Raw genomic sequence first — 22,170 nt, 5'->3', positions numbered from 1 at the left:
GAGAGACGGGACTTTTACTGCGGGTAGGTCAGGGCGGATAGGTTCGGGATGAAATGTGTAGTTATTCGGGTTTCAGACACCATCAAACAAGCCGCCCATATCCGCAATCTGATACGCGATGTCGGGATGCTTTTCCAGACTTTTGCGAATCGCGGCGGGAATGGCTTTGCGGGTTTTGCGGCACAGGCCGGGCATAGGTTCGACGCGGATCAGGATGCCGCGCAGGGTGCGGACGGCGCTGACTTTACTGATATTCAGGCGGATGCCGACCTGTTCTTCCATTTTTTGTTCGATGCGACGTAAGTCCGCCAGACTGTTCAGATTTTCCAGTCGTTCCAGTAAGCGTTGTTCATCAGCGCGGGTCAGACGCAGGATGCGGGTATCGGCGTTGATGCTGACCAGCAGATTGTCCAGATCGCAGTCACACGCGCCGGGCGGGCAGCGCGGGCGTATGGCGGGCGAAATATCTGTCAGCGTCATGGTCATCGGCTTTCCGGCAGCGTTTTCAGGTGGGATTCAGCTGCGATCATAACTGAAAGCAGCCGTCAGACAATGCCGGACGTGGCGCAAGTCAAACACAGGGCGGCAGAAAGTGCACAGGGGCGGCAGCTCAGGTATGATCTTTGCACCGGCAGCCACACAGCGCTGCATTTGTCTTTGCCAATGGCAATTCTGAACAATGACTGAAAACCAACCTCTGCGACGCGCATTGCAACTGATCAGTGCTGCGATCGTTTTATTCTTTCTGTACTTTGGCCGGGAAATTCTGATTCCGGTAACTTTATCGGTGATTTTATCTTTCCTGCTGGCTCCGGCAGTGCGGCGGCTACGCCATGTCGGCGTTGGTGCCACGATATCGGTGCTGCTGACTGTGACGATATTCACCGCAGCTATTTCTGTGGCGGGCATGGTGCTGGGCGGGCAAGTGATCAAACTGGCTTCCAGCCTGCCGCAATACGAAACGACCATCCGCGACAAACTGCGCACTATTAACCAGATTACGCTGGAGAAATTACACAGCGTGACCGGTAAAGCGGATCTGGTGATGCAGGGATTACCACGCAAGGATGATGAGGCTGACGACAAATCGACGGTGTCCAGTCTTCCCGCGCCGGTCAATGGAAAACCGATTCCGGTAGAAGTCCATCAGCCAGCCCCGACGCCGCTGGAACTGGTATCTAAAATTCTCAGTTCGATCACCGGTCCGATTGAAACCACGGGGCTGGTGTTCGTGATGCTGGTATTTGTGTTGCTGGAACACGAATCGCTGCGTGATCGTTTTATCCGCCTGATTGGCAACGATAATCTGCGCGCCACCACCATTGCAGTTAACGATGCCGGAACCCGCTTGTCGCGGTTCTTCATTTCGCAGTTTGCAGTGAATGGTGCCTGCGGTCTGGCCATTGGACTGGCATTGGCAATTGCCGGTGTGCCGCAGGCTGTGCTGTGGGGTGTGATGACGGCTTTGCTGCGATTTATTCCTTATATCGGCGCGTGGATGGCAGCGGGTCTGGCGACTTTACTAGCCTTTGCGATTTCACCCGGATGGGAACTGGCGATTACCACGCTGGTGATTTTTATCGTCATCGAACTGATTGTTTCGCAAGTGGTGGAGCCGCAGTTGTATGGCCATACCACGGGTTTATCGCCATTGTCCGTGGTGCTGGCAGCGGTGTTCTGGAACTGGCTGTGGGGACCGGTCGGGCTGGTGTTATCGACGCCGCTGACCCTGTGTCTGGTAGTAGCAGGGCGTTATATCCCGTCTCTGAAATTCCTCGAAATTCTGCTCGGTGAAGTCACTGCCCTGACTCTGCCTGAAAAATTTTATCAGCGCGTACTGGCAGGTGATTCTGACGAACTGATTGAAGGCGCGCAACGTTTTATCCGCCGTAAATCGGTTGCTGAATACTGCGATACCGTGCTGGTACCTGCGCTGAATCTGGCGCAAATTGATTTTGCAGAACGTGCGATTACTGACGATGAACGGGTGAAAGTCGGTGGTGCGATTGCGTCGGTACTGATTTCACTGGAAGGTTGTAAGCCAGCGTGGATACGCAAGCGCCGCAGCTCGGTGCTGGATGGTGAAACGCTGGCACGCCATCTGATCCATCAGCGCGAAGCGCTGCATGGCGAGTATCAGGGCCCGATTGATGTACCGCCGGGATCGGTGGTGCTGGTGGTTGGTGTCGGCGCGCAGGGCGATGAACTGGCAGCAGAAATTCTGGTGCGGGTATTGCGGGCAGATCACGTCGATGCACGCCATGTACTGGCAGAAGATTTGCTGAATCCGCCGGTGGATGTACCGAGCGATCTGGTAGCGGCGATTTGCTTTGTGGCGGCAGACAATGAACAGAAGGCGCAGGAATTGTTTGCGCTGGCAGATGTGATGCGTGAAAAATTGCCGGACGTTTGTCTGCTGGCTTTACTGGTACAAAACGTGTTTGATCAGCGCCACCGCGCGCAGGAACGCAAAATTGCTTACGTACAGCAATTCCGTTCGTATCAGGAAATTGCGACCAGTGTGCGTATCGGAATGAAGATTGCAGAAGGGCAGCAGCATCATCGCTGAAATTCACAGAATAAAAAAAGCGGAGCGATGCTCCGCTTTTTTGTTGTGATAAAAATTTACATTGCCGACGGATTGTGATGCTGAGGCTGCAGCAAACGGCGTAACGGCGCGGGCAGTACTTCAGGTAATTCCAGCGCATCCAGCGTATTTTTGATCAGCACCCCCAGTTCGGTATCGCCAGTCATGGTTAAGCGGCGCGAGAAAAACAAGGTGTCTGCATCCTCAGTCTTTTGCATCAGCAAATGAAAATCCCAGGCGCTGGCACGGATGCATAAATCCGGTTCCGGCACGGCATGGGTTGCACGGAAGCGTTTGCCGTCGAAGGTATAGTGAAATGCAATTCCCGCATCGGCCACTTCAATCCTGAAGCTGCGTTGCACCAGCGCTGCGCGACAATCTTCGGCAACGGCAGGCAATAACAACTGATTCAAACCCTGTACGAACAGCAGTGAGCCGGGGAATACCGGCAGACGTGCCAGCATTGCGCTGACAGGGGAAGGAATGCGCGGGCCGCTTGCGGTTTTGCGCAGTGCCGCCTGTGCGGTAAAACCGGATGGATGCATCAGTTAACTCCTGCAGAATGGAAATGAGAAAGCGCATTGTGCTGTTGCATGCCCGCCTGACCTACCCAGTATCCGTTGCAGCTTGCACCGGGCATCATTGCAGGTAAGTGCGCAGCAAGCGTTATTGCCTGTTCCGGCTGGCGGCGTGCTGCATCAAAGGCTTGCAGAATATCACCGGTATGTTGTGACTGCGGACTGATACGCAGCACATCCACATCCATGGCGACCAGTTCTGCCATATGCGGCAACAGGTTACACACAGCATGCGATTGCGTTTGTATGCCATTCAGATTCAGAAAGTCCTGCTGTTCACGCGTTTGTAAAGCCAGACCATCCGGATACTGACCGCATACAAAATCGCACTGATCTTTCGGCAGATTGTGATGACGCGCAGTAAAGCAACGGGCGGAAAACGCCAGCGGCATACGGCCATATGCGAATACTTCGGTTTCCAGTCCGGCGGGTTTGCCTTTCTGCATGGCTTGCAGCGCCTGTCGCCCCAGTTCCAGCGGCATCACCCAGCGCACAGCGCCGCGTTTGGCAAACTGTGCAAGCACCGGCGTACTGAAGGCATTTAAATGCGGGCCTGCGACAAACGCCAAGCCTTGCTCCGCCGCACAGGACAGCGCACCCATATCATTGACTTCGACCAGCGCTGCGCCGCTGCCAAGAACACGGTGCATGGCTTTCACATCTGCCATCGATTCCAGTAATACCTGCGTGGACAGTACGACTTGTTTGCCATGTTCCTGCAGCATTGCGGCGATTTGCAACCAGTCTGCATGTTTCATTTCATGGCGGCGCGAACAGACGGTTTCACCGAGATAAATAATCTCTGGACAGCTGTCTGCCATCTGTTCGTAAAAAGCAAACACGCGTTCGCGTTCCCAGTAGTACAGCAACGGACCCAGAGCTAGTTTCAGCATGGCATTTCCTCACTTCCAGGCACGGTGATAAGCACCGAGCGTATGTTGCTGACCTTCGGCCAGACGGTTTAACTGCTGCATCCATTGAGGGCGTACTGAATAGCGATTCGCCGCGCCGGCGCACTGATCAATCGCTTCACGCCATACCCGTGTCACATCGGCCACATAAGCCGGGCTGCGCTGGCGGCCTTCGATTTTGATAGCGGCAATCCCCATTTGCATCAGTCGTGGTAACAGGTCCAGCGTATTCAGGCTGGCTGGTTCTTCCATTGCATAATAGGTTTCGTGATTGACTTCAAACCGGCCCTTGCACAAAGTCGGGTAACTGCTTTGCTCCTGATCGTTGTAGCGGTCAATCAGCACGCCGCCGAGGCGCGATTCCAGCCCCTGTGGCGTCTGCATCCAGCGCACTGCCTTGGCAGGCGAACAGACACCGTGGGTGTTCGGCGATTCTGCGGTGGCATAGGATGACAGCGCGCATCTTCCCTCGGCCATGACGCACAGACTGCCGAAACCAAACACTTCAATTTCTGTATTGGCATTCCTGACGACATGTTCCACTTGTTCAATCGCTAATACTCTTGGCAGCACCGCGCGCGACACACCAAATTCGCGCTGATAAAAACGGATCGCCTCATGATTGGTGGCTGATCCCTGCACCGATAAATGCAGACGCAGTTGCGGGTGGCGTTCGGCCGCATACGCCATCAGACCCAGATCCGCCAGAATCACGGCATCAACGCCCATCCCCGCTGCTTTATCAATTGCCTGATACCAAGGCAGATGATGTCCGGGCTGAGGGAAAGTATTCAGTGCGATCAGCACTTTTTTGCCTCTGGCGTGGGCATAACGTATGCCCTGCATGACGGATGCGTCGTCAAAGTTCAGCCCGGCAAAATTGCGGGCGTTGGTCGCATCCCTGAATCCGATATAGACGCAATCCGCACCGTGATCCACCGCCGCTTTCAGCGCAGCGAGGCTGCCCGCCGGGCAAACCAGTTCAGGAATACGGAAAGTGTTAGCTGCATCATGACCGGCAGCCGGCGATGTCCCCGCGAAAGCATTCATTTCTGTCCGTTTCAGAAGAAGTAGCAGGTAATTTAAATGACTGCCCTTTGTAACTATGGACAGATTTCCCCCGCAAAACGCAGGCCAAGATAGCCCTTTTCGAAACGCTTATCCTTAACGGACATCAATGAATTCAGATGATTTAAAGCGGCCTTGCCTGATGCCGGACATAGCGGAAATATCGGGCCGGTGTAAGGCTGTCACCTTGTCAGCTAATCGCCGTTGCAAGGTAAGGGGCAGGATGACAGTAGGATGTTCTGATGTCATCCGACTTGTTCTGTTTACAAAATAAACTGATTTATAAACGCCGGATATTGATGAAACGGGTTCTATTTATAGTATCCGGCATATTTTTCACTTACGATTGTCAAATGGATGGTTGGTTCACACGCACTGATGCATAGTTGAGCAGTGAATACCGCCGCCACCGGCCGCGATCGCATCGATATTCAGCATGACAATTTTCCGGTCCGGATACATCGTCGTCAGCGTCCGGCGTGCCTGATTATCGGCGGCGGTATCGCCGAATTCCGGACACAGTACGCCGCCATTGACCAGATAAAAGTTGATATAACCTGCAGCAAAATCTTTTCCGGCAAACTCAGGTCGTGTCTGTGCCGGTGGGCTCAGCGTCGTGATTTGCAAGCTGCGACCTTTCGCATCGGTGGCGTTACGCAGCAGATCCAGATGTTTGCGCGTGACAGCATAATCAAAATGTCCCGGATCAGTTTCCAGATTTGCCAGCACCACGCCGGGTTTCACAAAGCGTGCGTAGAAATCGGTGTGACCATCAGTAATATCCTTGCCTGCAATGCCCGGCAGCCAGATGATTTTACTGAATCCCAGCGTCGCTTTCAGTTCCGCTTCGACAGCAGCTTTTGCCCAGCCGGGGTTGCGGTTGGCGTTCAGCACACAGCTTTCGGTGATGATGGCCGTGCCTTCGCCATCCGATTCTAATGCGCCGCCTTCCAGCACCAGACGACTGCGTACCAGATTGACTGCTTGTTGCTGGCTCATTTGCTGTGCCACCGTCGCATCGCGGCTGTATGCCTGCTTATTGCCCCAGCCATTGAAATTGAAGCTGATCGCACGTTTTTCGCCTTGCGCATTGCGTACCGTGATGCATCCTGTATCACGTATCCATAAATCATCGGCAGCGCCGCTGACCAACCGGATTCTGGCGTCCAGCAGCGCACGGGCGCGTGCCATGTTTTCCGGTGCCACAATCACATTCAGCGGTTCAAATGCAATGATGGCATTAGCGATGCGTGCCAGCGCTTCCTGTACCGGCGCCACCATATCGCGGCCCCAGATTGCTGCAGAAACCTGAAAGCTCATCCAGCTCACTGCGTGCGCTGTGCCTTCATCCGGCCAGTTCCAGACAACAGCGTCCGGTTTTTGCGGTTCTCCGCCGCTGCTCTGATCCGGATTGCCACCGGCGGTGTCGCCGCCAGCAGAGCCACCGCAGGCGCTGAGTAAGCCCGGTGTGACCGAGAATGCGCTGAACGCAGCGCAGCGGTGTAAGAAGCGGCGACGGGTGAGGAGTTGGCTTGCGTTTGTCATGCAGATTCCTTGCGAAGAAGATCAAAACGGGATGCAAGCAGTGTAGTTCGTCACTCAGATGAGGAAAATTGATATTATCTGCAGTAATTCATCATTTTTTCTTATGGTTTGTGATGCGCTTACCTTCTTTACGCTTGCTGGCCGGCTTTGAAGCTGCTGCCCGTCTCGGGCATTTTTCCCGTGCTGCAGAAGAACTGAATCTGTCGCAGTCTGCGATCAGTCATCAGATACAGCAACTGGAGCAGGAACTGGGGCAGCCCTTGTTTCATCGCGTCGGGCGCGGTGTGGAGCTGACAGTGGCAGGGCAGGCTTTGCTGCGCACCGTGCAGACTTCCTTGCACGGACTGGAAAACGGAATCCGGCGTATTTCCACGTATCTGGCACCGGGACTGGTGACGGTCGTGTGTCCCGCTGCTGCGGCGCAGGGCTGGTTGCAGCCAGCTGTCACCGCCATGCAGAAAACGCTGACGGGTTTGTTGCCGGTGATTTCTGTCGATGAAAGCGCGCGTTTTATTGATGAGCTGGATGTGGACTTACTGATCAGCGATACCCCGCTGCAGCAGGCGGATACGCAGTCGCAAATTCTGTTTCAGGATCAGTGGATTGTCGTCACCCGCGCTGAAGAGTCCGCCACGCTGAACGCGACAGAAGGTACCAGCCCGCAGCCACTGACGCTGGTTTGTCTGGAGCAAAGTTTTTCAGACCCGGTTTGTGGTGATGTGCTGATGCAGGCGCTGGGGAAATTTCCGCGCAGCATGATTTGTGATGACGAACGACTGGTTTTACAGCGGGTGCTGCAGGGGCAGACGCTGGCCTTGTTACCGCTCAGCACTTGCTGGCATTTGCTGCAGCAGGGACAACTGGTACACAGGGCAGATTTGCCTTCGCTGCCCGGAAAGACCTGGTGGATTGCACGTAAGCAGGGAGACACCCGCGATCCGCTGGTGCGGCAATGCCATGATGCGATTTGTGAATTTGCGCAGACGCTGGCCGCGCCTGCGTTTGTGCCGAGCTGATCGGGAACAGCGACTCAGCGTCCCTGTGTTGCCTGCCAGTGTTGCATTTCTTCCTTCATGAAATGGTGTACCAGATCGGAATACAGTTTTTCGATCAGATCCGGCTGTACGCCATTTTCCGTTGCCCACTGGCGGCGTTTTTCCAGCATGGTTTTGACACGCTCCGGTGCGCTGACCGCCGTGGCATCGGTTTTGAAACGGGTTGCTGCCAGCACATACTGGCGGCGGGTACCGATCAGGCGAATCATGGCCTGATCGATCTGGTCAATTTCGGCACGGATATCATCGAGGCCGGTACAGGCTTGTGGCGTCAGGCTGGTCATGATGGCTATTGTTTATTCGATAACCATATAAGCATAACGGAGATTTATTGCAAACGGATGTCCTGTGCTTAACAACCATAATCTGCTGTGGTTTTTAAGCGCGTTGTTTGTTTTCCGTCATGAATAACCAGCGTCAGTCGTTGCTCTGCGAAACAGCATGTATCCAGAGAGCGCCAGCGGCCGCGCCGGTCTTTGTCATAGCAGGTGGTGGAGATGGTCGTCGTAGTCAGGCTGATACGAAGCTTGCCGCTGACAAAATCAAGGCGTTCGCTGCCGCCGGGAACGTCAGTCAGATGCTGAATACTGCGCACCGCAACTTTTCTGACCTCAGTTAAAAATTGAATTTTTCCTTTGTATTGCAATAGTGCTCCGCTTCCTTTCCACGCAAATACCGCCGTTTTGCCGAAATATTTGCACGGGTCGCTGCACATGCCATCCGGATCGCAGGGCATTTCAGATTCTTCCGGTAGCGGATTTGCCGGTACTTCACTGACCGCTGCTTTCTCATCTGTAACGGACTGTCTGTCGTCAAGCGCAGCTGCCTGGTTTGCCATCAGCAACAACAGCAGGCTGAGTACAGCGGTCAGTGGTTTAGTGCGTTTCATGTTGCGGCTCTTTCCGGGAAAATTCAGAAGAACAGTCTGGCGCGGAACCGGAGATTCCGCAACGCCGGCTGCGTCAGATAGTGAAAGCGCAACACCGCAACACTGCAACACCGCGGCACGCCGGAATTCAGCTGGCTTGCGCCACCAGAGATTCGATACGCACATCATCCGTTTTCGGATCGCTGCTGTGTTCTATCGTCATGGTTTTGTTGAGGCTGCTGATCAGTTTCGGGACTTTTACAACCTGCTTACCATCTTTATTCACCACCATACTGGCTTGTACCTTTCCCGGATTTCCGCTGTCCGGCACTGCGCTGACCTTCATCACAATTTCCCACTGCGATTGCTTATCTTCAATACGAATACTGCCTGTATCACCATCTGCCAGCATGATTTTCGGCTGATAGCGATTGCCATTCAGAACGACAGTATTGCTGATCATATATCGTACTTTTCCGCTGGACGGAGTTTGATCAGCCACCGCTTGCGTAAGCGGTGCGGTAGTCTGGCTGGCCCAGCTCAGTGCTGCACAGGCGGCAAAACCGGTGGCAATCAGAATGCTGGCCAGTGGACGGCGATAACGGTGCTGACGTGCTTGTTGAATGCGCATAACTCTCTCCTTCAGTGGGTGGTGGGATTGCCAGGTACAGGCCAGTGGCACTGCCTGTCCTTGCAAGGTGGTTTTCAGCATGGTGGCGATGTAAGCAGCCGTGTGTTGTGGATGGCGACCGACAACAGCCGCATCGCAAGCGATTTCCTGATCGCTGCGAAACCAGCGTTTTGCCATTGGCAGCAGCGGATGAAACCAGAACACCGTATGCAGCAACAGCACGAGTAAATTCCACCAGTGATCGCCATGTTTCAGATGCTGCTGTTCATGCGCCAGTATCAGCGTTTGTTCACTGCTGTTGTAATGCTCAGTAAAATCCGCCGGGACAATAATGCGCGGATGCAGCACGCCGGTCAGTGCAGGGCTGATACCTGTACGACTGGCGCACCAGTAAGCCTGATGTGCGGTCAGTTTTCCCAAGCGGCGCTGATAGCGGTACTGCGCAAATACCATGAAGGCCAGCGTGCAGATTGCACCGGTAGCCCATAGCCACAGGATGGTGCTGTCGCTGAGCGTCATGGATGTGGCGCTCTGGCTGAGTACGGTTGCGACAGAATCACTGCTGAGATTTGTCGCTGGTTCAGCCATCTGAACACCGGTTGGTTTATGCGGCAGAAAAACACTGAGCAGCGATAGTGGCAGCAATGCCCAGCAAGCGTAAATGCCGGTCGGCGCGAATACCGGCCGCAAAACGCGTCTGAGTATTGCCACCGTGAACAGTGCAAAAGTCAGCGCAATCGTCGCATTGGTCAGCAGCCAGACCGACATGGAAAAGCCGGTACTCATTTTTCCAGTTCCTGAATAATTTTTTTAATATCGGCGATGTCTTGTGCCGACAAATTCTGTTGCTGGCTGAAATGCGCAACCAGCGGTGCCAGCCGCCCCTGAAATAAACGATTCAGAAATCCCTGACTTTCCTGCTGTAGCCAGACTTCTTTTTGCAGCACCGGACTGTATAAAAAATATCGGCTTTGCTTATCTGCGCGAATCGCACCTTTGTTCAGCAAACGATTCAGCAGGGTTTTGACGGTGGATACCTGCCATTGCTGCTGTTCACATAAAGCCTGACAAATTTCTTCCGCGCTGCGCGGATGGTTTTCCCACAGCAATTGCATAATCAGCGCTTCCGCTTCACTGATACTGGTCTGATCCATGTGACACTCCGGTTCATTTACATGCGTAAACGATTACACGTGTAAATGATGAAGTCAAGCACGATCTGCCACATGTTGCAAAAACCAGAACGGGTGAAAGTCCAGTACGCGTACCGCGCATCGCTGACCGGCACGGAAGTCAGGCAACCGGTTTGCCCGCCAGTTGCCGTACAGGCACACAAAACAGCCCAAATGCGGATTTCAGCATGGCAAAAGCCCGGACGTCGGCAGAAAGTCCGGGCTTTCGGAAATGCCTGATGCGGAGTTCTGCACAGGCATGGTGGCGGGAATCAGTATGTTGCGGAGATCAGAACCGGTGCGGAACGGATTTGCGCGCTGCTCATCGACCAGACTTTTGGCGTATCCAGCAATTCCAGTCTTACGACTTTGCTGTTGGCCGGTGCAGGGACGTTCAGTGCCCACATTTCAAAGCTGTCGCGGCTGTTGGGATTCTTTGCTTCCGCGCGGTAGGTTTCCGGTGCAGACATTTGCCGGAATCCGCCTTGCAGTACGCGGTATTGCTGACTGCCATCGGAGAAGCTGACTCTGACGGTGAAATCGCAGCCGGAGCCATGGCAATACCAGGTATAAGGCGGTGTCTGGCCGTTCAGATTGTACGGATAGATTTTTGCCAGCTGCGCGGGATTGGTCGGGTCTATCGTTTCACTCGCATTGGCGACAGCAATCACTGGCGGGTAAAAACGCGATGCACCCGCTGTCCCGGCATTGCTGTAGGTCAGTGCAATTTGTGCCATAGGTGTTTGCAGCGTCACCGGCAAATTGCCGTTCAGCCCCCATGCGCCGGATTGTTCAGTCTTCGGTGTGTACGGTAACCATTTTTGCGTGGTTTTATCCCATGCAGCCAATTTGGTCGGCGAGCTGTTATCGATTTTGACGCGCTCAGCAATCCAGCGCTGGATGCGTGCCGCGTTGTAATCGGAATAAATGGAGAACCGGTAGGACGGATCAAACCCATCATCGGCATGATCCATCGGGTCCATGCGGTAGCAGCGCTGACCATCATCCGATACATAGCCCTTGGCTGCGCAACCATTGAAATCCGGCGCGGTTTTTGGCATCAGCGGACTGCGTAACTGCTTACGCGCATCGTTGTAAGCCCAGGCCGAGCCTTTCAGCGAGCCGCGCTGATAGGGATAGTAAGCCGGATTTTCTAAGGACTCACCAGCGGAATGACCAAGCCCCATGCCGTGCCCGCCTTCGTGCAACAGAAAACCGATACTGTTACCGCCGGTACCGCTACCCGAGCCGACCAGACTGACGCCGTTACCGATCCAGCTCAGTTTATTGCTGTTGGTACTGGTGTTATCTACCGCAATCACCGATGCATAACTGAGTTTATTCAGACCGGCATCGCCGCTGGCGATATTGATCCGGTACAGCAAATCGTTGACGATCCCCACCAGAAAACCCGTATCCTGAATATCGCTTTTTGAGGTGGCAACCCGCGCCGGCTGATTGTTATTCGGTGGAATCACCAGAAAATCGCTCTGAAACATACCCACCGGATGGTTGCTGAACACAGTCCGCGACGCCGGAAAAGTGGCGGCGCCTTCTTTCTGCAAAGTGCTGTCCAGATTCAGCAGACGTTCCTGACTGAAGTTCAGACCGGTATTGGCTTCTGTCGCACCAAACAATACAAACGGCAGAATCTGCACCGTTAAATCCGTATCCGGCCCGACCGCCACCGGATTGTCGCTGCTGACACTGTAATTGCCAGCGATAAAACGCACACGCATACCAGGACTGATCATCGCTGCAGGGACGGTGACTGACCAGGTATCGCTGGCGTAAGGACTGTCCGCACCTTCACTCGGCGGCAATTGCAACGGCGGATTCAGCGTCAGCTTGCCCAACAGTTGCTGACCATTCCAGATTTCCGCCACCGGCGCACTGACATCTGTCTGCGCAAAACGCACCAGCAACAGCGTGTCACGCTGACCGGCAATCAGCATTTGCGGCGCGTCTTTGGTTTGCCAGCTCAGTCCCGCAGCGGGAATGACATGCGTCTGCGCCAGTTCCAGTTTGCTGATGCCAAGTGCAGGCTGGGAAGTCTGACTGGTATTGTTATTGCCGGAACCACTGCTGCTGCCGGAATCACCGCCGCCTCCGCCACCACAGGCGGATAACAAAATAGCGGCAGCCGATGCGGACAATACCGATGTTGTACGAATGGTATGCAAGATTGCAGACCAGTCAGAAAGTGGTTTCATTGTTGTTTCCCCCAAGTAAGTGTGAGGGAATCATAAAAACAGAAACGCTGTGCTGATATTGTCCTTTGGTGCAGTAGTGATGAACGGATAAATTTGTGTCGGATTCCGGTGACGCAAAAATGACAACAGGGCAAACATGCATGTGCATGTGGCTTGCCGGAAGCGAGGGGGGCGCAGGCGATCAGGGGTGATGAGGGGCGGTGATACCGGGGCTGGCTGACGGGTACAAAAAAGCGATCAGCAGAAATTTACTGAAACAAGTGTTGATGGCTTGTATCAACACTTGTCTGTGACAAAACTACTTGTTGTTATCGTGCGGCACTACATTTGCCGGCTTTTGCCAATTCCAGTTTGGAAACGGCAATCTTGCCTTGTTCTTCGGTCACTTGCTCTAAGTCTGCGCCGCCGACGACCAGACCCATTTTAATGTACTGGCGGATAAAGTAATTTTTACCAGCCTGGAACATCAGATCGAAGCCATTTGGAGAAAACTCTGACTGTGTTTCAACTTTATGTGTTTTATCGCCGTCGACTTCGGTGTAAAAGAAGACATCAGGAGCGCTTTCGCCAACGCATTTTCCATCAATCCAGATATCTTTTTTGAGTGCCTTACCAACGAAGCTGTCACGGTAAATATAGACACCGGATTTACCTTGTGTCGGTGTAGCAAATTCTTTGGCTTTTGCGGATTCAGCTTTAGATGCCATATCAACGGATGCGCAGCCAGTCATCAGAACAACGGCACCCATTGCCAGTAAAGAAGCAAGTTTCATATATTGAAGACGAATTTAGAAGAAAATAAACTGAGCCACTTCGCTCAGGCACACTTAGCAGAAAAACTTAGTAAACAATTTAATTCCGCCAGGCAAGGATTGTATCAAAAAGATTCTGATCAAAAAGACAGATTGTTGGTGATTTAAAACAAATGATTCCAAGTGGTATTGGAATGAATATACAAATTTCCTTATACAGCGCCTGTGTACCTTTGAAGCTGTACTTAATAAAATATCTGCGCTTGACTTAGAGCGCACTCCAACTTCTAGACTGCCTGCCATGACACACTTTCTGACCATACGGGATGCCGCTGCGCTGACCGGACTGACGACCCATACACTGCGTTATTACGAACGTATCGGTTTGCTGGATCCGGTGGGGCGGCGCGATAACAGCCATCGCTTATACAGTCAGCAGGATCTGACCTGGATACAGTTTTTGCTGAAGCTGAAATCAACCGGCTTGCCGGTGCGCGAGATGCTGCGTTACGCCGAATTGCGGCGTGCCGGTAACACCGTGGAAAGTATGTCTGCCCGCCGTGCCTTGCTCGCACAGCATACGCAGGAAGTGCAGCAAACCATTGAAGCATTGCAGGATAATCTGCGCGTTTTACAAGCCAAACTGGTGATGTACGACGGTATGTTGCAGGACGCGGTGGCTTAGAACTCATTTCATAAATACCCGCGAGATGCGTTTGTCTCATAGCGCGGGCTGGCAAGGCGGGCGAGGCAGTGAATAGCGGTGCTATTCACAACGCGTCCAACGCTGTCCAGCGTGCGCTATGAGGCAAACCCTCCGGGAACGGAGGTGTCGGGCGCATTGCTTTGTTGCGTCGCTTGCACAGGCATCAGCCTGTGCCGCGCAACGACGCCGCGCACTGCATCCCGGCACCTCGCGTTCGCACTCGTGGCTATTGATGAAATGAGTTCTGGTTCCTGCCCGCTTCAGCGGGGCCAGCGAACGCCGGATCAGATCAACGGCGGCGCTGTGCCTGTCAATTTGCGGAGCGGGATTAGTTCTGAAACTTCATTTAACGGACATCAGCCATGCACACCAACCACTTCAGCAATTCTGTCTCCGCTTCACCGCTTTCTCTTCCGCAACCGCTGCCGCAACGTCAGCTGGGCAGGCAAGGGCCATGGATTGGCGCACTTGGCCTCGGCTGTATGGGCATGAGTGAGTTTTACGGCAGCAGCGATGAAGCGCAGTCGCTGGCGACGCTGCAGTATGCGATCGATCACGGCGTAAGCATGCTGGACACCGCAGACATGTACGGCCCCTACACCAATGAAGAGCTGCTAGGCCGTGCGATTCGCGGTCAGCGTGACAAAGTGCTGATTGCGAGTAAGTTCGGTATCGTGCGTGATCCGGCGCAACCGCAGTCACGCGGCGTGAATGCCAGCCCCGCCTATTTGCGCACCAGCGTTGAAGGCAGCTTGCGCCGTCTCGGAACAGAAGTGATTGATTTGTATTACCTGCACCGCATGGATCCGCAGGTGCCGATAGAAGATACCGTCGGCGCGATGGCTGATCTGGTAAACGCCGGAAAAATCCGTTATATCGGTTTATCTGAAGCCTCTGCCGACACCATACGCCGTGCCCATGCCGTGCATCCTTTGACAGCAGTGCAAAGTGAATATTCTTTATGGACGCGCGATCCGGAAGATGCAGTACTGGAATGTTGCCGCCAGCTTGGCATTGCCTTCGTCGCTTACAGCCCGCTGGGACGCGGTTTTTTATCCGGCGCCATCCGCAGCCCGGAACAGTTTGATGCAGACGACTATCGCCGCCACAGCCCGCGTTTTCAGGGTGAGAATTTCACGAAAAATCTGCAACTGGTCACGCAGGTGGAACAACTGGCGGAACAGTATCGCTGCACGGCTTCGCAACTGGCACTGGTCTGGGTACTGGCACAGGGAGAGCACATCATCCCGATTCCGGGCACCCGTCGCATCGCCAATCTGGCCACTAATCTGGCGGCGCTTTCGCTCAGGCTGTCCGCCGCTGACCTGCAACGTTTAAACGCCGTTTTTCCACCGCAAGCAGTGGCGGGGTCACGTTATCCTGAGCAGGTAATGGCGATGGTGAATCGCTGAATATTCCGGTTAACAAATTTCACTGAAACCAGAATCAGAGCCAGATTCAGTATCAGACAGCACAGGACAAATAACCGCTGACGGCGCGCCAGACGCGGTTTTCCAGTGTCGCTGCATCGCTTTCACCAGCCAGTCCGGCGCTGTCTATCATGCCTCGGCTGATCGCGATCAGATCGCGTGCGGTGACTTCTGCTTCCTGCACCGCATGCGCCATCAGTACGCCTTGCAGTGCATTCAGCAGAGCATCATTCAGCGCGGCGCTTTCCTGATCCAGTGGCAGCATCAGCTCTGCGTATTCCAGATGACGCATCAGCTGCGGCCGGTGCAACTGATGATGAACGGCGGCGCGTATCAGTACACGCAGCTGGGTGGACAGCAAGCCACCTTGCGTGCATATCTGTTGTACCGCTTCCAGCAAACCGGCACGCGCATCGCGTATCAGCGCCGCCAGCAAGGCTTCTTTCCCCGGAAAATACTGATACAGACTGCCGATACTGACACCGGCACGCTGCGCGACCAGATTGGTATTTAATCCGGTCAGCCCGCGTTCTTCCAGAATGCGAGCAGCAGCTTCCAGAATCACGCCAACCGTTGCTGCTGAACGCGACTGAAGCGGCTGTTTACGTGCTTGTAAGCGCGGTTTTTCGGGTGTTGCTGACGCTTTATCTGCGGCCATGGAATGCGAGTATTCAATGTGAGTAAACATTCATATTATAGACAGGTCAGTCTGATGCACATCTCTGTTTCTGCAACAGACATGGCAATGCATTCGCCACCGCTATTGCGCGCAGCGCAATGGTGTAACCAGCCTGCCGGAGAATCTGATGTCTGTTACCCATACCCGCTTACACTTTTTTATCTTGCTGCGCGCCTTACCTGCGTGGCTGCAACTGTCGCGCGAGCAGCGCAATACGATTGCGACGACGGCACTCGGCAAGGCGCTTTCGCTGTCAACCGCACAGCAGCCGCTCAGCCTGCGGCACTTCGATGCGGAAGCATTCAGCGGCGTCTGTTCCGATATCGTGCTGTGCGAAGCGGGCGACATGCTGCAATGGCATTGCGTGATGGAAATCCTGCGCGACTCACCGCTGTTCAGCGCACCGTATTTCGAACTGGTTCACATCATTCCTGCGCTGGAAGAAGGTTTTCGCCAGTTTGAAGCTCTGCAGACTGCCTGAACGGTGCCCAGAGCAGGAATACCCGGAAACTGCGCTGACATTGCCCTGAAAGCACCCAAATGCGGTGTTCAGCACAGCGATCTGCCTGTCGTCGGCAGAAAGTCCGGGCTTTTGAAAATGCCGGATGCGGACTTCTGCATAGTCTGCAGCTCTGCTTATGAGGTTTTCGGCGACAGGATGCTCAGGCGCTGATCTTTCAGGCGCAGGGTGAGTGTTATCGGTTTACTCGGGAAATTCGGTGAATCTTCGGGCAGATTGGCTTTTGCAGGTATGCGCAGAAGCAGGCTGTTACCGTCTTGCTCCTGCTGCACAGCGACGCGCAGTTTGTCCACAGAGCGCGTTCCTCTCCCGCCGATCACCAGCGTGTCGATGAGTCTGTAATTCAGTGTGCCATCTTCGCCGGATTCTGTTCTGAATACGGCGAGATGATTAGTGAAATGGTTGCCGCCGCCAGCCCAGCCGGTGAGTGCGAAAACGACCACGGCCAACTGGAATTCCGGCACGATTTGCACTTGTACCGATTTTGCCGGCATTTCCGCTGTCTGGTCGCGTAACAGGGCACCCAGATCCAGCATTTTTCCTGACAGCGCGGCTGGTATTGCTTTTCCGGTCAGTGCAGCAGGTTGGGCAGCCACCGGCACAGTCGCCAGCAAGCTGGTACAGAACATTACAGAACGCAGCATGAGTATCTTCACATCGAAACAGAGGGCAGGCGATTGTAATGAGCGTTTTTATAAATCTCAATGGTTTAAAAGAAAGCTGTCGTTGGGGCAATAAAACCCGGAATCAGGTGGATTTCCTGATCACCATCGCCATCCCCACCGACTTCGGTGCAGTCATCTGAAAACCGAACTGGCTGTAGAGTTTGTTGGCTTCGCCATCGGCAATCAGGCTGACGTATGCGCCGTCCGGTGCGTAGTGATGCAGATAGTCCATGATGGCTTGCATGATGTGTTTGGCGAGGCCGTGGCCGCGGTGGGCGGGGAGCAGGCAGATATCGGTCACCTGATAAAAACAGCCGCCGTCACCAATTACGCGCCCCATGCCGACCGGTTTGCCGTCATGCATGATCTGTACCGCGAATCGGGTATGCGGTAAGCCACGGCGGGCCGCAGCTTCGGTCTTCGGGGATAAGCCGGAGGCTTGCCGTAAATGAAGGTAAGTTGCAATCGCAGGTGTTGCGTGCAGCAGGCTGTAGCCATCCGGTAAAACAGAGTATGTAGCCGTGGCTGGCTGCGTGGTGTTGGTTGCAGCGGCCTGCGTTGCCGCAGCTAAATCCAGCCGCATCAGATATTCATCGTGCAGTTCGCCGTCGATCAGTAAAGCGCCGTGATCCTGTCCGTATGCCTGAAAGCCCGTGCGCAGATACAAGTGTACGGCGCTGGTATTGCGTGTATTCACGCTCAGATGCAACTGGCGCGCGCCCGGCAGTGTACTGGCCGCTGTGATGGCTGCCTGCATTAATTGCTGTGCGATGCCACGTCCGCGATGCGACGGCGCCACATACATGCCCCATAAATTCACACGATGCGCCAGCTTGCGCTTTTCTTCCTGCCCTATGCCTGCAATGCCGATCAGTTGTGCGCCGTCAAACGCACCGAAGCGTGCGCGCCCCGCTTGCGGTGCAAAACGCCGTGCCAGTTCTTCCACCGGCGTATCGCATTCTTCTTCATAACTGGATCCGAATGCCGATGGTATTTCCTGCAAACCCTGCAGGCGTAAGGCTTTAAATGCAGCGGCATCGTCAGGCAACAGAGGGCGGACAGTAATCATGGCGGCTTTCTTTTCAGCAGGCTAAAGGTTGAACAAAAGGAATTTATCAGATTTTCGGAGGGAAATCGTCTTTGTCTGCAGCATGTGCGGCACCAGCGCAGTGCAGACGACGGGCATATCTGCGCTTGCCGCAGTCGTCATTCCTTCCTTGCCCCTTGCCGCTGGTTTGTGGCACATTGGCTGATGAATTCTCTGCTCAGCAGGGATAGTCTCGTAACGACTTACAACAGGAGAGCAGTATGCAAAAGGCGATGATTACTTCGGCTTTCGATTTACCGGGTTACAAAATAGAAAAAAACATCGGTATCGTGCGCGGTATTACGGTGCGGTCGCGTTCTATCGTCGGGAATTTTTTTGGCGGGATTCAGACTATATTCGGTGGCAATATTTCGATTTACACCAATCTGTGCGAACAAGCGCGGTTGGAAGCGTACGAACTGATGTGCAAGGAAGCGCGTAAGAACGGCGCGAATGCGATTATTGCGATGCGTTACGATGCGACTGAAGTGATGGCCGGTGTGACGGAAGTATTGTGCTACGGCACGGCAGTGGTCGTTGTTCCGGTCGGTGAAAACGGGAGCCAGTGATGCGATTCGGAACGAAATTCTGTATCAGCTTATTTGTGCTGGGCGCACTGATTGCGCTGGTGCAAATGTGGTTTGTGGTGATGCCGGTCGATATTTTTTTCAAAGTGGAGATGACACTGGGTATTGTTTTTGTCGTCACGCTGGTTCTGACTTTCTTCGCCAGAGAAGCTGCGGAAACGAAAAGACTGCGTGACGGGCAGGATTTGTAAACGTCAATCCTTACATGCTGTTTGTCATTGCACTCTGAACGATTTAAATATGTTAGTTAACAAGAAAAATCAATGCGCTTAAGTCATTTTGTTGCCTCTGTTGCTTTCACGCTGACCGCAGCGACAGTTAGCGCCGGTAATGATATACAAATCCGCGTGAAATCAGATTATGAAGCCGGTGTGCAGATGGCGGAGCGCGGTGATCTGAACATGGCGCTGATTTTTTTCGGGCAGGGTGCAGAAAAAGGCGATGCAAAGAGCTTGTTTGCGCTGGGTACTTACTACCATTCCGGTCAGGGTGTGGAGAAAGATTTGCCGAAGGCGCGTGCTCTGATTGAGCGTGCTTCAGCCGCTGGTTTGCCGGCAGCGCATGCCATGCTGGGTATGATTTATCGCGAAGGGCAGGGCGTGACGAAGGACTCAGCACGCGCGATCAGCTATTTTAAACAAGCGTCGGATGGCTGCTCCGACATCGCACAGGAAAAGCTGGCGCAAATGTTGTACGCCGGAGAAGGCGTCGTGCAGGATCGTATCGAAGCACTGGCTTATCTGTACGTGGCTGCCAATTCTCAGGAAAATCCGGAGGCCGTCGCCGGTGTCAGCCATGTTGAGCGCGAGCTCAGCGAAGCCCAGCGTGAACAAGCCAAAGTCCGCTCATTCCATATCGCGCAAGCCATGCAATGCAAAGATCCGTGAAGCGACCTGCGCCTGCTTCCGCCACCAGTCACGAAATCAATAATCAAAAACGAATTGTTGTAAATAGGTAATATTGTCTGAAAATTACCATGTTGTTTTTACGGAAATTGCAGTCCTGCTCGTTAGAATGTGCATGTTTTTCAATTATTGAATTGTATATGAGCACATTTTTCGTGAAACAACATGCTTTGGCAGTGTTGGCATTGGCAGCTGTATTAGCCGGAACGGGGCAGCAGGCGAAGGCGCATGCTGTGATTCCTCCTGCTTCGAAATGGCTGGATTGCCTGAGTTTTGTATCCGGTTCACCAACTGCAATCGCTTATCCTAAGGATGCTGAAGCGACGGATGTCGGTGTGCGTGTTGATGCCGTATTCAGTTTTACTGCACCGGACCGGGGACCAGAGGTGCGTTTTGAAGGCGCAAAACCGCCAGCCGCGTTTACTGCTGAAGTCAGAAACTACGCAAGTAACATGCGCCTGACATGTATGGATAGTAGTCAGGCGAAAGTGGTGCTCAGACAGAAATTTGAATTCAACGGATCGGAGCAAAAATCTGCAAAAGCACTGCCAGTTGTAGATCCTGTGCTGAGGGACAGAGCAAAGTACAGCGCATGTCTGGCACATACTAAGCCAGGTAGCATTCCGGTTTTTCCAGCCAGCGCACGGCGTGATGGTCGTGAGGCGCACGTGTTTGCCACCCTGCGTTTTACAAAACCGGATACAGCACCGGAAGTGACTCTTATCGCGACCTCCGGACAATCCGACTTTAATAATTCTGTGACGAGTTATGCAGAAGATTTACGTGTTTCCTGTCTCGGTGACGAGCCTTTTGAAACAACGATTCATTACAAATTCGTTTTTGCAGATACGGAAAAAATGTTGCTGAAGAACGGTCCGCTGGCTGGCTTTCTGAAATTTTCCAAAGCGGATACTAAACCGGCAAAATTTGATTTCAACACGATGTCTTGTCCTTTCGATGTCAAACTGATTTATAACAAGCCTTATCTCGCAAATAGTGTGCGGCAACTGGATAGTTTTGACGGTGCCCGCCAGCCGTTTCTGGACTGGTTAAAAGAGGTGGAATTGCAGGTCGATAAAAATACCCGTGAAAAAATTGTTGGTTCGAATATCGTACTCAGCGTGCCTTGCGGCCAGTTGGAGTTTTGATTCAACTCACGCCGGAAACCAGTTTTCCTTTGGCAGTAAGACGCTGCTGAACAAAAAGCCCGTGGCAATTCCGCCCCGGGCTTTTTGTTTGCAAGCATTGCTTAGAACTCATTTCATAAATACCCGCGAGATGCGTTTGTCTCATAGCGCGGGCTGGCAAGGCGGGCGAGGCAGTGAATAGCGGTGCTATTCACAACGCGTCCAACGCTGTCCAGCGTGCGCTATGAGGCAAACCCTTCGGGAACGGAGGTGCCGGGCGCATTGCTTTGTTGCGTCGCTTGCACAGGCACCAGCCTGTGCTGCGCAACGACGCCGCGCACTGCCTCCCAGCACCTCGCGTTCGCACTCGTGGCTATTTATGAAATGAGTTCTAAATACTTGCCCACTCCAGCCCAAATGGCAGGCTGCGCGGCCCGAACAGGAAGTGCAGCACGCGGCGCTGGCTGATGCCGCTGGATTTGGACGAGGCGTGCAGGGTCAGCGGGCGCATGGCGATGATGTCGCCTCTGGCAGCGGTGCACAGGATCTGGCCTTGCTGTTCGCGGCTGGCGATTGCTTGCTCCGTCGTTTGCTTGCCCTGCGTATGGCTGCCGGGAATGACGACCAGTGCGCCATCGTGTTCTCCGCAATCATCCAGATGCAGACGCAGTGCCAGCATGTTTGCCAGCACACTGTCGGGCGGCTGTACAAACAGCATGCCTTCCTTTGCTGACCAGCCACTCAGTGCAGGATGATTGCACCGTTGCCGGACGGGAATGCTGAGGTCCTGATGCAGGCTGACTAACCAGTTGCGGCTGGCAGATTTCTCAAAATAGGTACATTGCACCGGATGGTCGTTGTCGCCGAGCAGGGTTTGTAATACGGGGTGATGACGCAGTCCGTCTGCCAGCGCAGCGCACCACGGCTGATGCAACATGCAGCGGGTACCGCCGCTGATTGTCGTCTGCAGCAGCGGTGTAACGAGCTGTTCGCATGCCGCAGCGCTGAGTACGGCGGGAATACGGGCGTAACCTTGTTGTTGCAATTGCTGAACGGGCATAAATCGGTGTCATCCGGCACGCTG

Annotated in this window: 24 protein-coding genes; 9 read left to right on the top strand and 15 right to left on the bottom strand. The window is 53.9% G+C overall.

The features are described 5' to 3' along the window. Window positions 1-72: 72 nt before the first annotated feature. Complete coding sequence (locus KDM89_RS16045) at window positions 73-480, bottom strand: hypothetical protein (RefSeq protein WP_212688960.1); 408 nt, start codon at window positions 478-480, stop codon at window positions 73-75. Window positions 481-679: 199 nt separating this feature from the next. Between KDM89_RS16045 and KDM89_RS16040 the strand changes: the two genes are divergently transcribed. Then, window positions 680-2,569 carry an AI-2E family transporter gene (locus KDM89_RS16040; RefSeq protein ID WP_212688928.1) on the top strand — a complete coding sequence of 630 codons (1,890 nt, stop codon included), beginning with the start codon at window positions 680-682 and terminating at the stop codon, window positions 2,567-2,569. A gap of 56 nt (window positions 2,570-2,625) precedes the next feature. Here KDM89_RS16040 and ubiT read toward each other — a convergent pair whose 3' ends face one another. From ubiT to KDM89_RS16020, 4 genes are all read right to left on the bottom strand, one after another. After that, window positions 2,626-3,132 carry a ubiquinone anaerobic biosynthesis accessory factor UbiT gene (gene ubiT / locus KDM89_RS16035; RefSeq protein ID WP_212688927.1) on the bottom strand — a complete coding sequence of 169 codons (507 nt, stop codon included), beginning with the start codon at window positions 3,130-3,132 and terminating at the stop codon, window positions 2,626-2,628. Continuing rightward, window positions 3,132-4,058 (bottom strand): U32 family peptidase, encoded by a 927-nt coding sequence (locus KDM89_RS16030; protein ID WP_212688926.1) that lies wholly within the window; start codon window positions 4,056-4,058, stop codon window positions 3,132-3,134. Before KDM89_RS16030 ends, ubiT begins: the two co-directional genes overlap by 1 nt. A gap of 9 nt (window positions 4,059-4,067) precedes the next feature. After that, window positions 4,068-5,126 carry a ubiquinone anaerobic biosynthesis protein UbiU gene (ubiU, locus tag KDM89_RS16025; RefSeq protein ID WP_212688925.1) on the bottom strand — a complete coding sequence of 353 codons (1,059 nt, stop codon included), beginning with the start codon at window positions 5,124-5,126 and terminating at the stop codon, window positions 4,068-4,070. Between the two features lie 384 nt (window positions 5,127-5,510). Next, entirely contained in the window at window positions 5,511-6,689 is a 1,179-nt protein-coding gene (locus tag KDM89_RS16020) for an agmatine deiminase family protein (protein ID WP_212688924.1), read from the bottom strand. A 113-nt stretch (window positions 6,690-6,802) separates the two neighbouring features. Between KDM89_RS16020 and KDM89_RS16015 the strand changes: the two genes are divergently transcribed. Then, the gene (locus KDM89_RS16015; protein WP_212688923.1) at window positions 6,803-7,705 is read left to right on the top strand and encodes a LysR family transcriptional regulator; all 903 of its coding nucleotides are present in this window, start codon (window positions 6,803-6,805) and stop codon (window positions 7,703-7,705) included. Between the two features lie 14 nt (window positions 7,706-7,719). Here KDM89_RS16015 and KDM89_RS16010 read toward each other — a convergent pair whose 3' ends face one another. The 6 genes from KDM89_RS16010 to KDM89_RS15985 all read right to left on the bottom strand — a co-directional run bounded on the left by KDM89_RS16010 (window position 7,720) and on the right by KDM89_RS15985 (window position 13,401). Then, complete coding sequence (locus KDM89_RS16010; RefSeq protein ID WP_212688922.1) at window positions 7,720-8,028, bottom strand: isochorismate lyase; 309 nt, start codon at window positions 8,026-8,028, stop codon at window positions 7,720-7,722. Window positions 8,029-8,096: 68 nt separating this feature from the next. After that, window positions 8,097-8,633: a hypothetical protein gene (locus KDM89_RS16005; RefSeq protein ID WP_212688921.1), complete on the bottom strand. Its 537-nt coding sequence runs from the start codon at window positions 8,631-8,633 to the stop codon at window positions 8,097-8,099. Window positions 8,634-8,760: 127 nt separating this feature from the next. Next, on the bottom strand, window positions 8,761-10,029 hold the full coding sequence (locus tag KDM89_RS16000) for a M56 family metallopeptidase (RefSeq protein WP_212688920.1): 1,269 nt from the start codon (window positions 10,027-10,029) through the stop codon (window positions 8,761-8,763). After that, complete coding sequence (locus KDM89_RS15995; RefSeq protein WP_212688919.1) at window positions 10,026-10,397, bottom strand: BlaI/MecI/CopY family transcriptional regulator; 372 nt, start codon at window positions 10,395-10,397, stop codon at window positions 10,026-10,028. Before KDM89_RS15995 ends, KDM89_RS16000 begins: the two co-directional genes overlap by 4 nt. Window positions 10,398-10,687: 290 nt before the next feature. Next, on the bottom strand, window positions 10,688-12,628 hold the full coding sequence (locus KDM89_RS15990) for a M66 family metalloprotease (RefSeq protein WP_212688918.1): 1,941 nt from the start codon (window positions 12,626-12,628) through the stop codon (window positions 10,688-10,690). A 308-nt stretch (window positions 12,629-12,936) separates the two neighbouring features. Continuing rightward, window positions 12,937-13,401 carry a DUF2846 domain-containing protein gene (locus tag KDM89_RS15985; RefSeq protein WP_212688917.1) on the bottom strand — a complete coding sequence of 155 codons (465 nt, stop codon included), beginning with the start codon at window positions 13,399-13,401 and terminating at the stop codon, window positions 12,937-12,939. Window positions 13,402-13,681: 280 nt separating this feature from the next. Here KDM89_RS15985 and KDM89_RS15980 point away from each other — a divergent pair, with 280 nt between their 5' ends. Then, window positions 13,682-14,065 (top strand): MerR family transcriptional regulator, encoded by a 384-nt coding sequence (locus KDM89_RS15980; RefSeq protein ID WP_212688916.1) that lies wholly within the window; start codon window positions 13,682-13,684, stop codon window positions 14,063-14,065. Between the two features lie 383 nt (window positions 14,066-14,448). Next, on the top strand, window positions 14,449-15,498 hold the full coding sequence (locus KDM89_RS15975) for an aldo/keto reductase (RefSeq protein ID WP_212688915.1): 1,050 nt from the start codon (window positions 14,449-14,451) through the stop codon (window positions 15,496-15,498). A gap of 52 nt (window positions 15,499-15,550) precedes the next feature. Here KDM89_RS15975 and KDM89_RS15970 read toward each other — a convergent pair whose 3' ends face one another. Then, window positions 15,551-16,174, bottom strand: coding sequence for a TetR/AcrR family transcriptional regulator (locus KDM89_RS15970; protein WP_212688914.1), 624 nt, complete (start codon window positions 16,172-16,174; stop codon window positions 15,551-15,553). A gap of 148 nt (window positions 16,175-16,322) precedes the next feature. Here KDM89_RS15970 and KDM89_RS15965 point away from each other — a divergent pair, with 148 nt between their 5' ends. Further along, window positions 16,323-16,676: a darcynin family protein gene (locus KDM89_RS15965; protein ID WP_212688913.1), complete on the top strand. Its 354-nt coding sequence runs from the start codon at window positions 16,323-16,325 to the stop codon at window positions 16,674-16,676. Between the two features lie 155 nt (window positions 16,677-16,831). Here the strand turns inward: KDM89_RS15965 and KDM89_RS15960 are convergent, their stop codons facing one another. Continuing rightward, window positions 16,832-17,359: a hypothetical protein gene (locus tag KDM89_RS15960; RefSeq protein ID WP_212688912.1), complete on the bottom strand. Its 528-nt coding sequence runs from the start codon at window positions 17,357-17,359 to the stop codon at window positions 16,832-16,834. A gap of 103 nt (window positions 17,360-17,462) precedes the next feature. Beyond that, window positions 17,463-18,449: a GNAT family N-acetyltransferase gene (locus KDM89_RS15955; RefSeq protein ID WP_212688911.1), complete on the bottom strand. Its 987-nt coding sequence runs from the start codon at window positions 18,447-18,449 to the stop codon at window positions 17,463-17,465. Between the two features lie 239 nt (window positions 18,450-18,688). Between KDM89_RS15955 and KDM89_RS15950 the strand changes: the two genes are divergently transcribed. The 4 genes from KDM89_RS15950 to KDM89_RS15935 all read left to right on the top strand — a co-directional run bounded on the left by KDM89_RS15950 (window position 18,689) and on the right by KDM89_RS15935 (window position 21,107). Next, window positions 18,689-19,036 (top strand): YbjQ family protein, encoded by a 348-nt coding sequence (locus KDM89_RS15950; protein ID WP_212688910.1) that lies wholly within the window; start codon window positions 18,689-18,691, stop codon window positions 19,034-19,036. Next, window positions 19,036-19,245, top strand: a complete 210-nt coding sequence (locus KDM89_RS15945; protein ID WP_212688909.1) for a hypothetical protein — start codon at window positions 19,036-19,038, stop codon at window positions 19,243-19,245. Before KDM89_RS15950 ends, KDM89_RS15945 begins: the two co-directional genes overlap by 1 nt. A gap of 72 nt (window positions 19,246-19,317) precedes the next feature. Then, window positions 19,318-19,941 carry a tetratricopeptide repeat protein gene (locus KDM89_RS15940; RefSeq protein ID WP_212688908.1) on the top strand — a complete coding sequence of 208 codons (624 nt, stop codon included), beginning with the start codon at window positions 19,318-19,320 and terminating at the stop codon, window positions 19,939-19,941. 158 nt (window positions 19,942-20,099) lie between these two features. After that, complete coding sequence (locus tag KDM89_RS15935; RefSeq protein ID WP_212688907.1) at window positions 20,100-21,107, top strand: hypothetical protein; 1,008 nt, start codon at window positions 20,100-20,102, stop codon at window positions 21,105-21,107. A 370-nt stretch (window positions 21,108-21,477) separates the two neighbouring features. On the opposite strand, the gene KDM89_RS15930 is transcribed toward KDM89_RS15935, so the two are convergent. After that, the gene (locus KDM89_RS15930; RefSeq protein WP_212688906.1) at window positions 21,478-22,146 is read right to left on the bottom strand and encodes a phytanoyl-CoA dioxygenase family protein; all 669 of its coding nucleotides are present in this window, start codon (window positions 22,144-22,146) and stop codon (window positions 21,478-21,480) included. Window positions 22,147-22,170 lie beyond the last annotated feature (24 nt).

Source organism: Cognatundibacterium luofuense (assembly GCF_018139685.1).
Taxonomy (GTDB): domain Bacteria; phylum Pseudomonadota; class Gammaproteobacteria; order Burkholderiales; family Burkholderiaceae_D; genus Undibacterium; species Undibacterium luofuense.
The sequence above is the reverse complement of the archived record's forward strand: the minus strand, read 5'-3'. Positions and strand labels throughout refer to the sequence as shown.

What these genes read in the sequence shown, in the direction of transcription:
- KDM89_RS16045 (WP_212688960.1), bottom strand. Translation starts at nt 480, where the DNA reads ATGACGCTGACAGATATTTCGCCCGCCATACGCCCGCGCTGCCCGCCC.
- KDM89_RS16040 (WP_212688928.1), top strand. Translation starts at nt 680, where the DNA reads ATGACTGAAAACCAACCTCTGCGACGCGCATTGCAACTGATCAGTGCT.
- ubiT (WP_212688927.1), bottom strand. Translation starts at nt 3,132, where the DNA reads ATGCATCCATCCGGTTTTACCGCACAGGCGGCACTGCGCAAAACCGCA.
- KDM89_RS16030 (WP_212688926.1), bottom strand. Translation starts at nt 4,058, where the DNA reads ATGCTGAAACTAGCTCTGGGTCCGTTGCTGTACTACTGGGAACGCGAA.
- ubiU (WP_212688925.1), bottom strand. Translation starts at nt 5,126, where the DNA reads ATGAATGCTTTCGCGGGGACATCGCCGGCTGCCGGTCATGATGCAGCT.
- KDM89_RS16020 (WP_212688924.1), bottom strand. Translation starts at nt 6,689, where the DNA reads ATGACAAACGCAAGCCAACTCCTCACCCGTCGCCGCTTCTTACACCGC.
- KDM89_RS16015 (WP_212688923.1), top strand. Translation starts at nt 6,803, where the DNA reads ATGCGCTTACCTTCTTTACGCTTGCTGGCCGGCTTTGAAGCTGCTGCC.
- KDM89_RS16010 (WP_212688922.1), bottom strand. Translation starts at nt 8,028, where the DNA reads ATGACCAGCCTGACGCCACAAGCCTGTACCGGCCTCGATGATATCCGT.
- KDM89_RS16005 (WP_212688921.1), bottom strand. Translation starts at nt 8,633, where the DNA reads ATGAAACGCACTAAACCACTGACCGCTGTACTCAGCCTGCTGTTGTTG.
- KDM89_RS16000 (WP_212688920.1), bottom strand. Translation starts at nt 10,029, where the DNA reads ATGAGTACCGGCTTTTCCATGTCGGTCTGGCTGCTGACCAATGCGACG.
- KDM89_RS15995 (WP_212688919.1), bottom strand. Translation starts at nt 10,397, where the DNA reads ATGGATCAGACCAGTATCAGTGAAGCGGAAGCGCTGATTATGCAATTG.
- KDM89_RS15990 (WP_212688918.1), bottom strand. Translation starts at nt 12,628, where the DNA reads ATGAAACCACTTTCTGACTGGTCTGCAATCTTGCATACCATTCGTACA.
- KDM89_RS15985 (WP_212688917.1), bottom strand. Translation starts at nt 13,401, where the DNA reads ATGAAACTTGCTTCTTTACTGGCAATGGGTGCCGTTGTTCTGATGACT.
- KDM89_RS15980 (WP_212688916.1), top strand. Translation starts at nt 13,682, where the DNA reads ATGACACACTTTCTGACCATACGGGATGCCGCTGCGCTGACCGGACTG.
- KDM89_RS15975 (WP_212688915.1), top strand. Translation starts at nt 14,449, where the DNA reads ATGCACACCAACCACTTCAGCAATTCTGTCTCCGCTTCACCGCTTTCT.
- KDM89_RS15970 (WP_212688914.1), bottom strand. Translation starts at nt 16,174, where the DNA reads ATGGCCGCAGATAAAGCGTCAGCAACACCCGAAAAACCGCGCTTACAA.
- KDM89_RS15965 (WP_212688913.1), top strand. Translation starts at nt 16,323, where the DNA reads ATGTCTGTTACCCATACCCGCTTACACTTTTTTATCTTGCTGCGCGCC.
- KDM89_RS15960 (WP_212688912.1), bottom strand. Translation starts at nt 17,359, where the DNA reads ATGCTGCGTTCTGTAATGTTCTGTACCAGCTTGCTGGCGACTGTGCCG.
- KDM89_RS15955 (WP_212688911.1), bottom strand. Translation starts at nt 18,449, where the DNA reads ATGATTACTGTCCGCCCTCTGTTGCCTGACGATGCCGCTGCATTTAAA.
- KDM89_RS15950 (WP_212688910.1), top strand. Translation starts at nt 18,689, where the DNA reads ATGCAAAAGGCGATGATTACTTCGGCTTTCGATTTACCGGGTTACAAA.
- KDM89_RS15945 (WP_212688909.1), top strand. Translation starts at nt 19,036, where the DNA reads ATGCGATTCGGAACGAAATTCTGTATCAGCTTATTTGTGCTGGGCGCA.
- KDM89_RS15940 (WP_212688908.1), top strand. Translation starts at nt 19,318, where the DNA reads ATGCGCTTAAGTCATTTTGTTGCCTCTGTTGCTTTCACGCTGACCGCA.
- KDM89_RS15935 (WP_212688907.1), top strand. Translation starts at nt 20,100, where the DNA reads ATGAGCACATTTTTCGTGAAACAACATGCTTTGGCAGTGTTGGCATTG.
- KDM89_RS15930 (WP_212688906.1), bottom strand. Translation starts at nt 22,146, where the DNA reads ATGCCCGTTCAGCAATTGCAACAACAAGGTTACGCCCGTATTCCCGCC.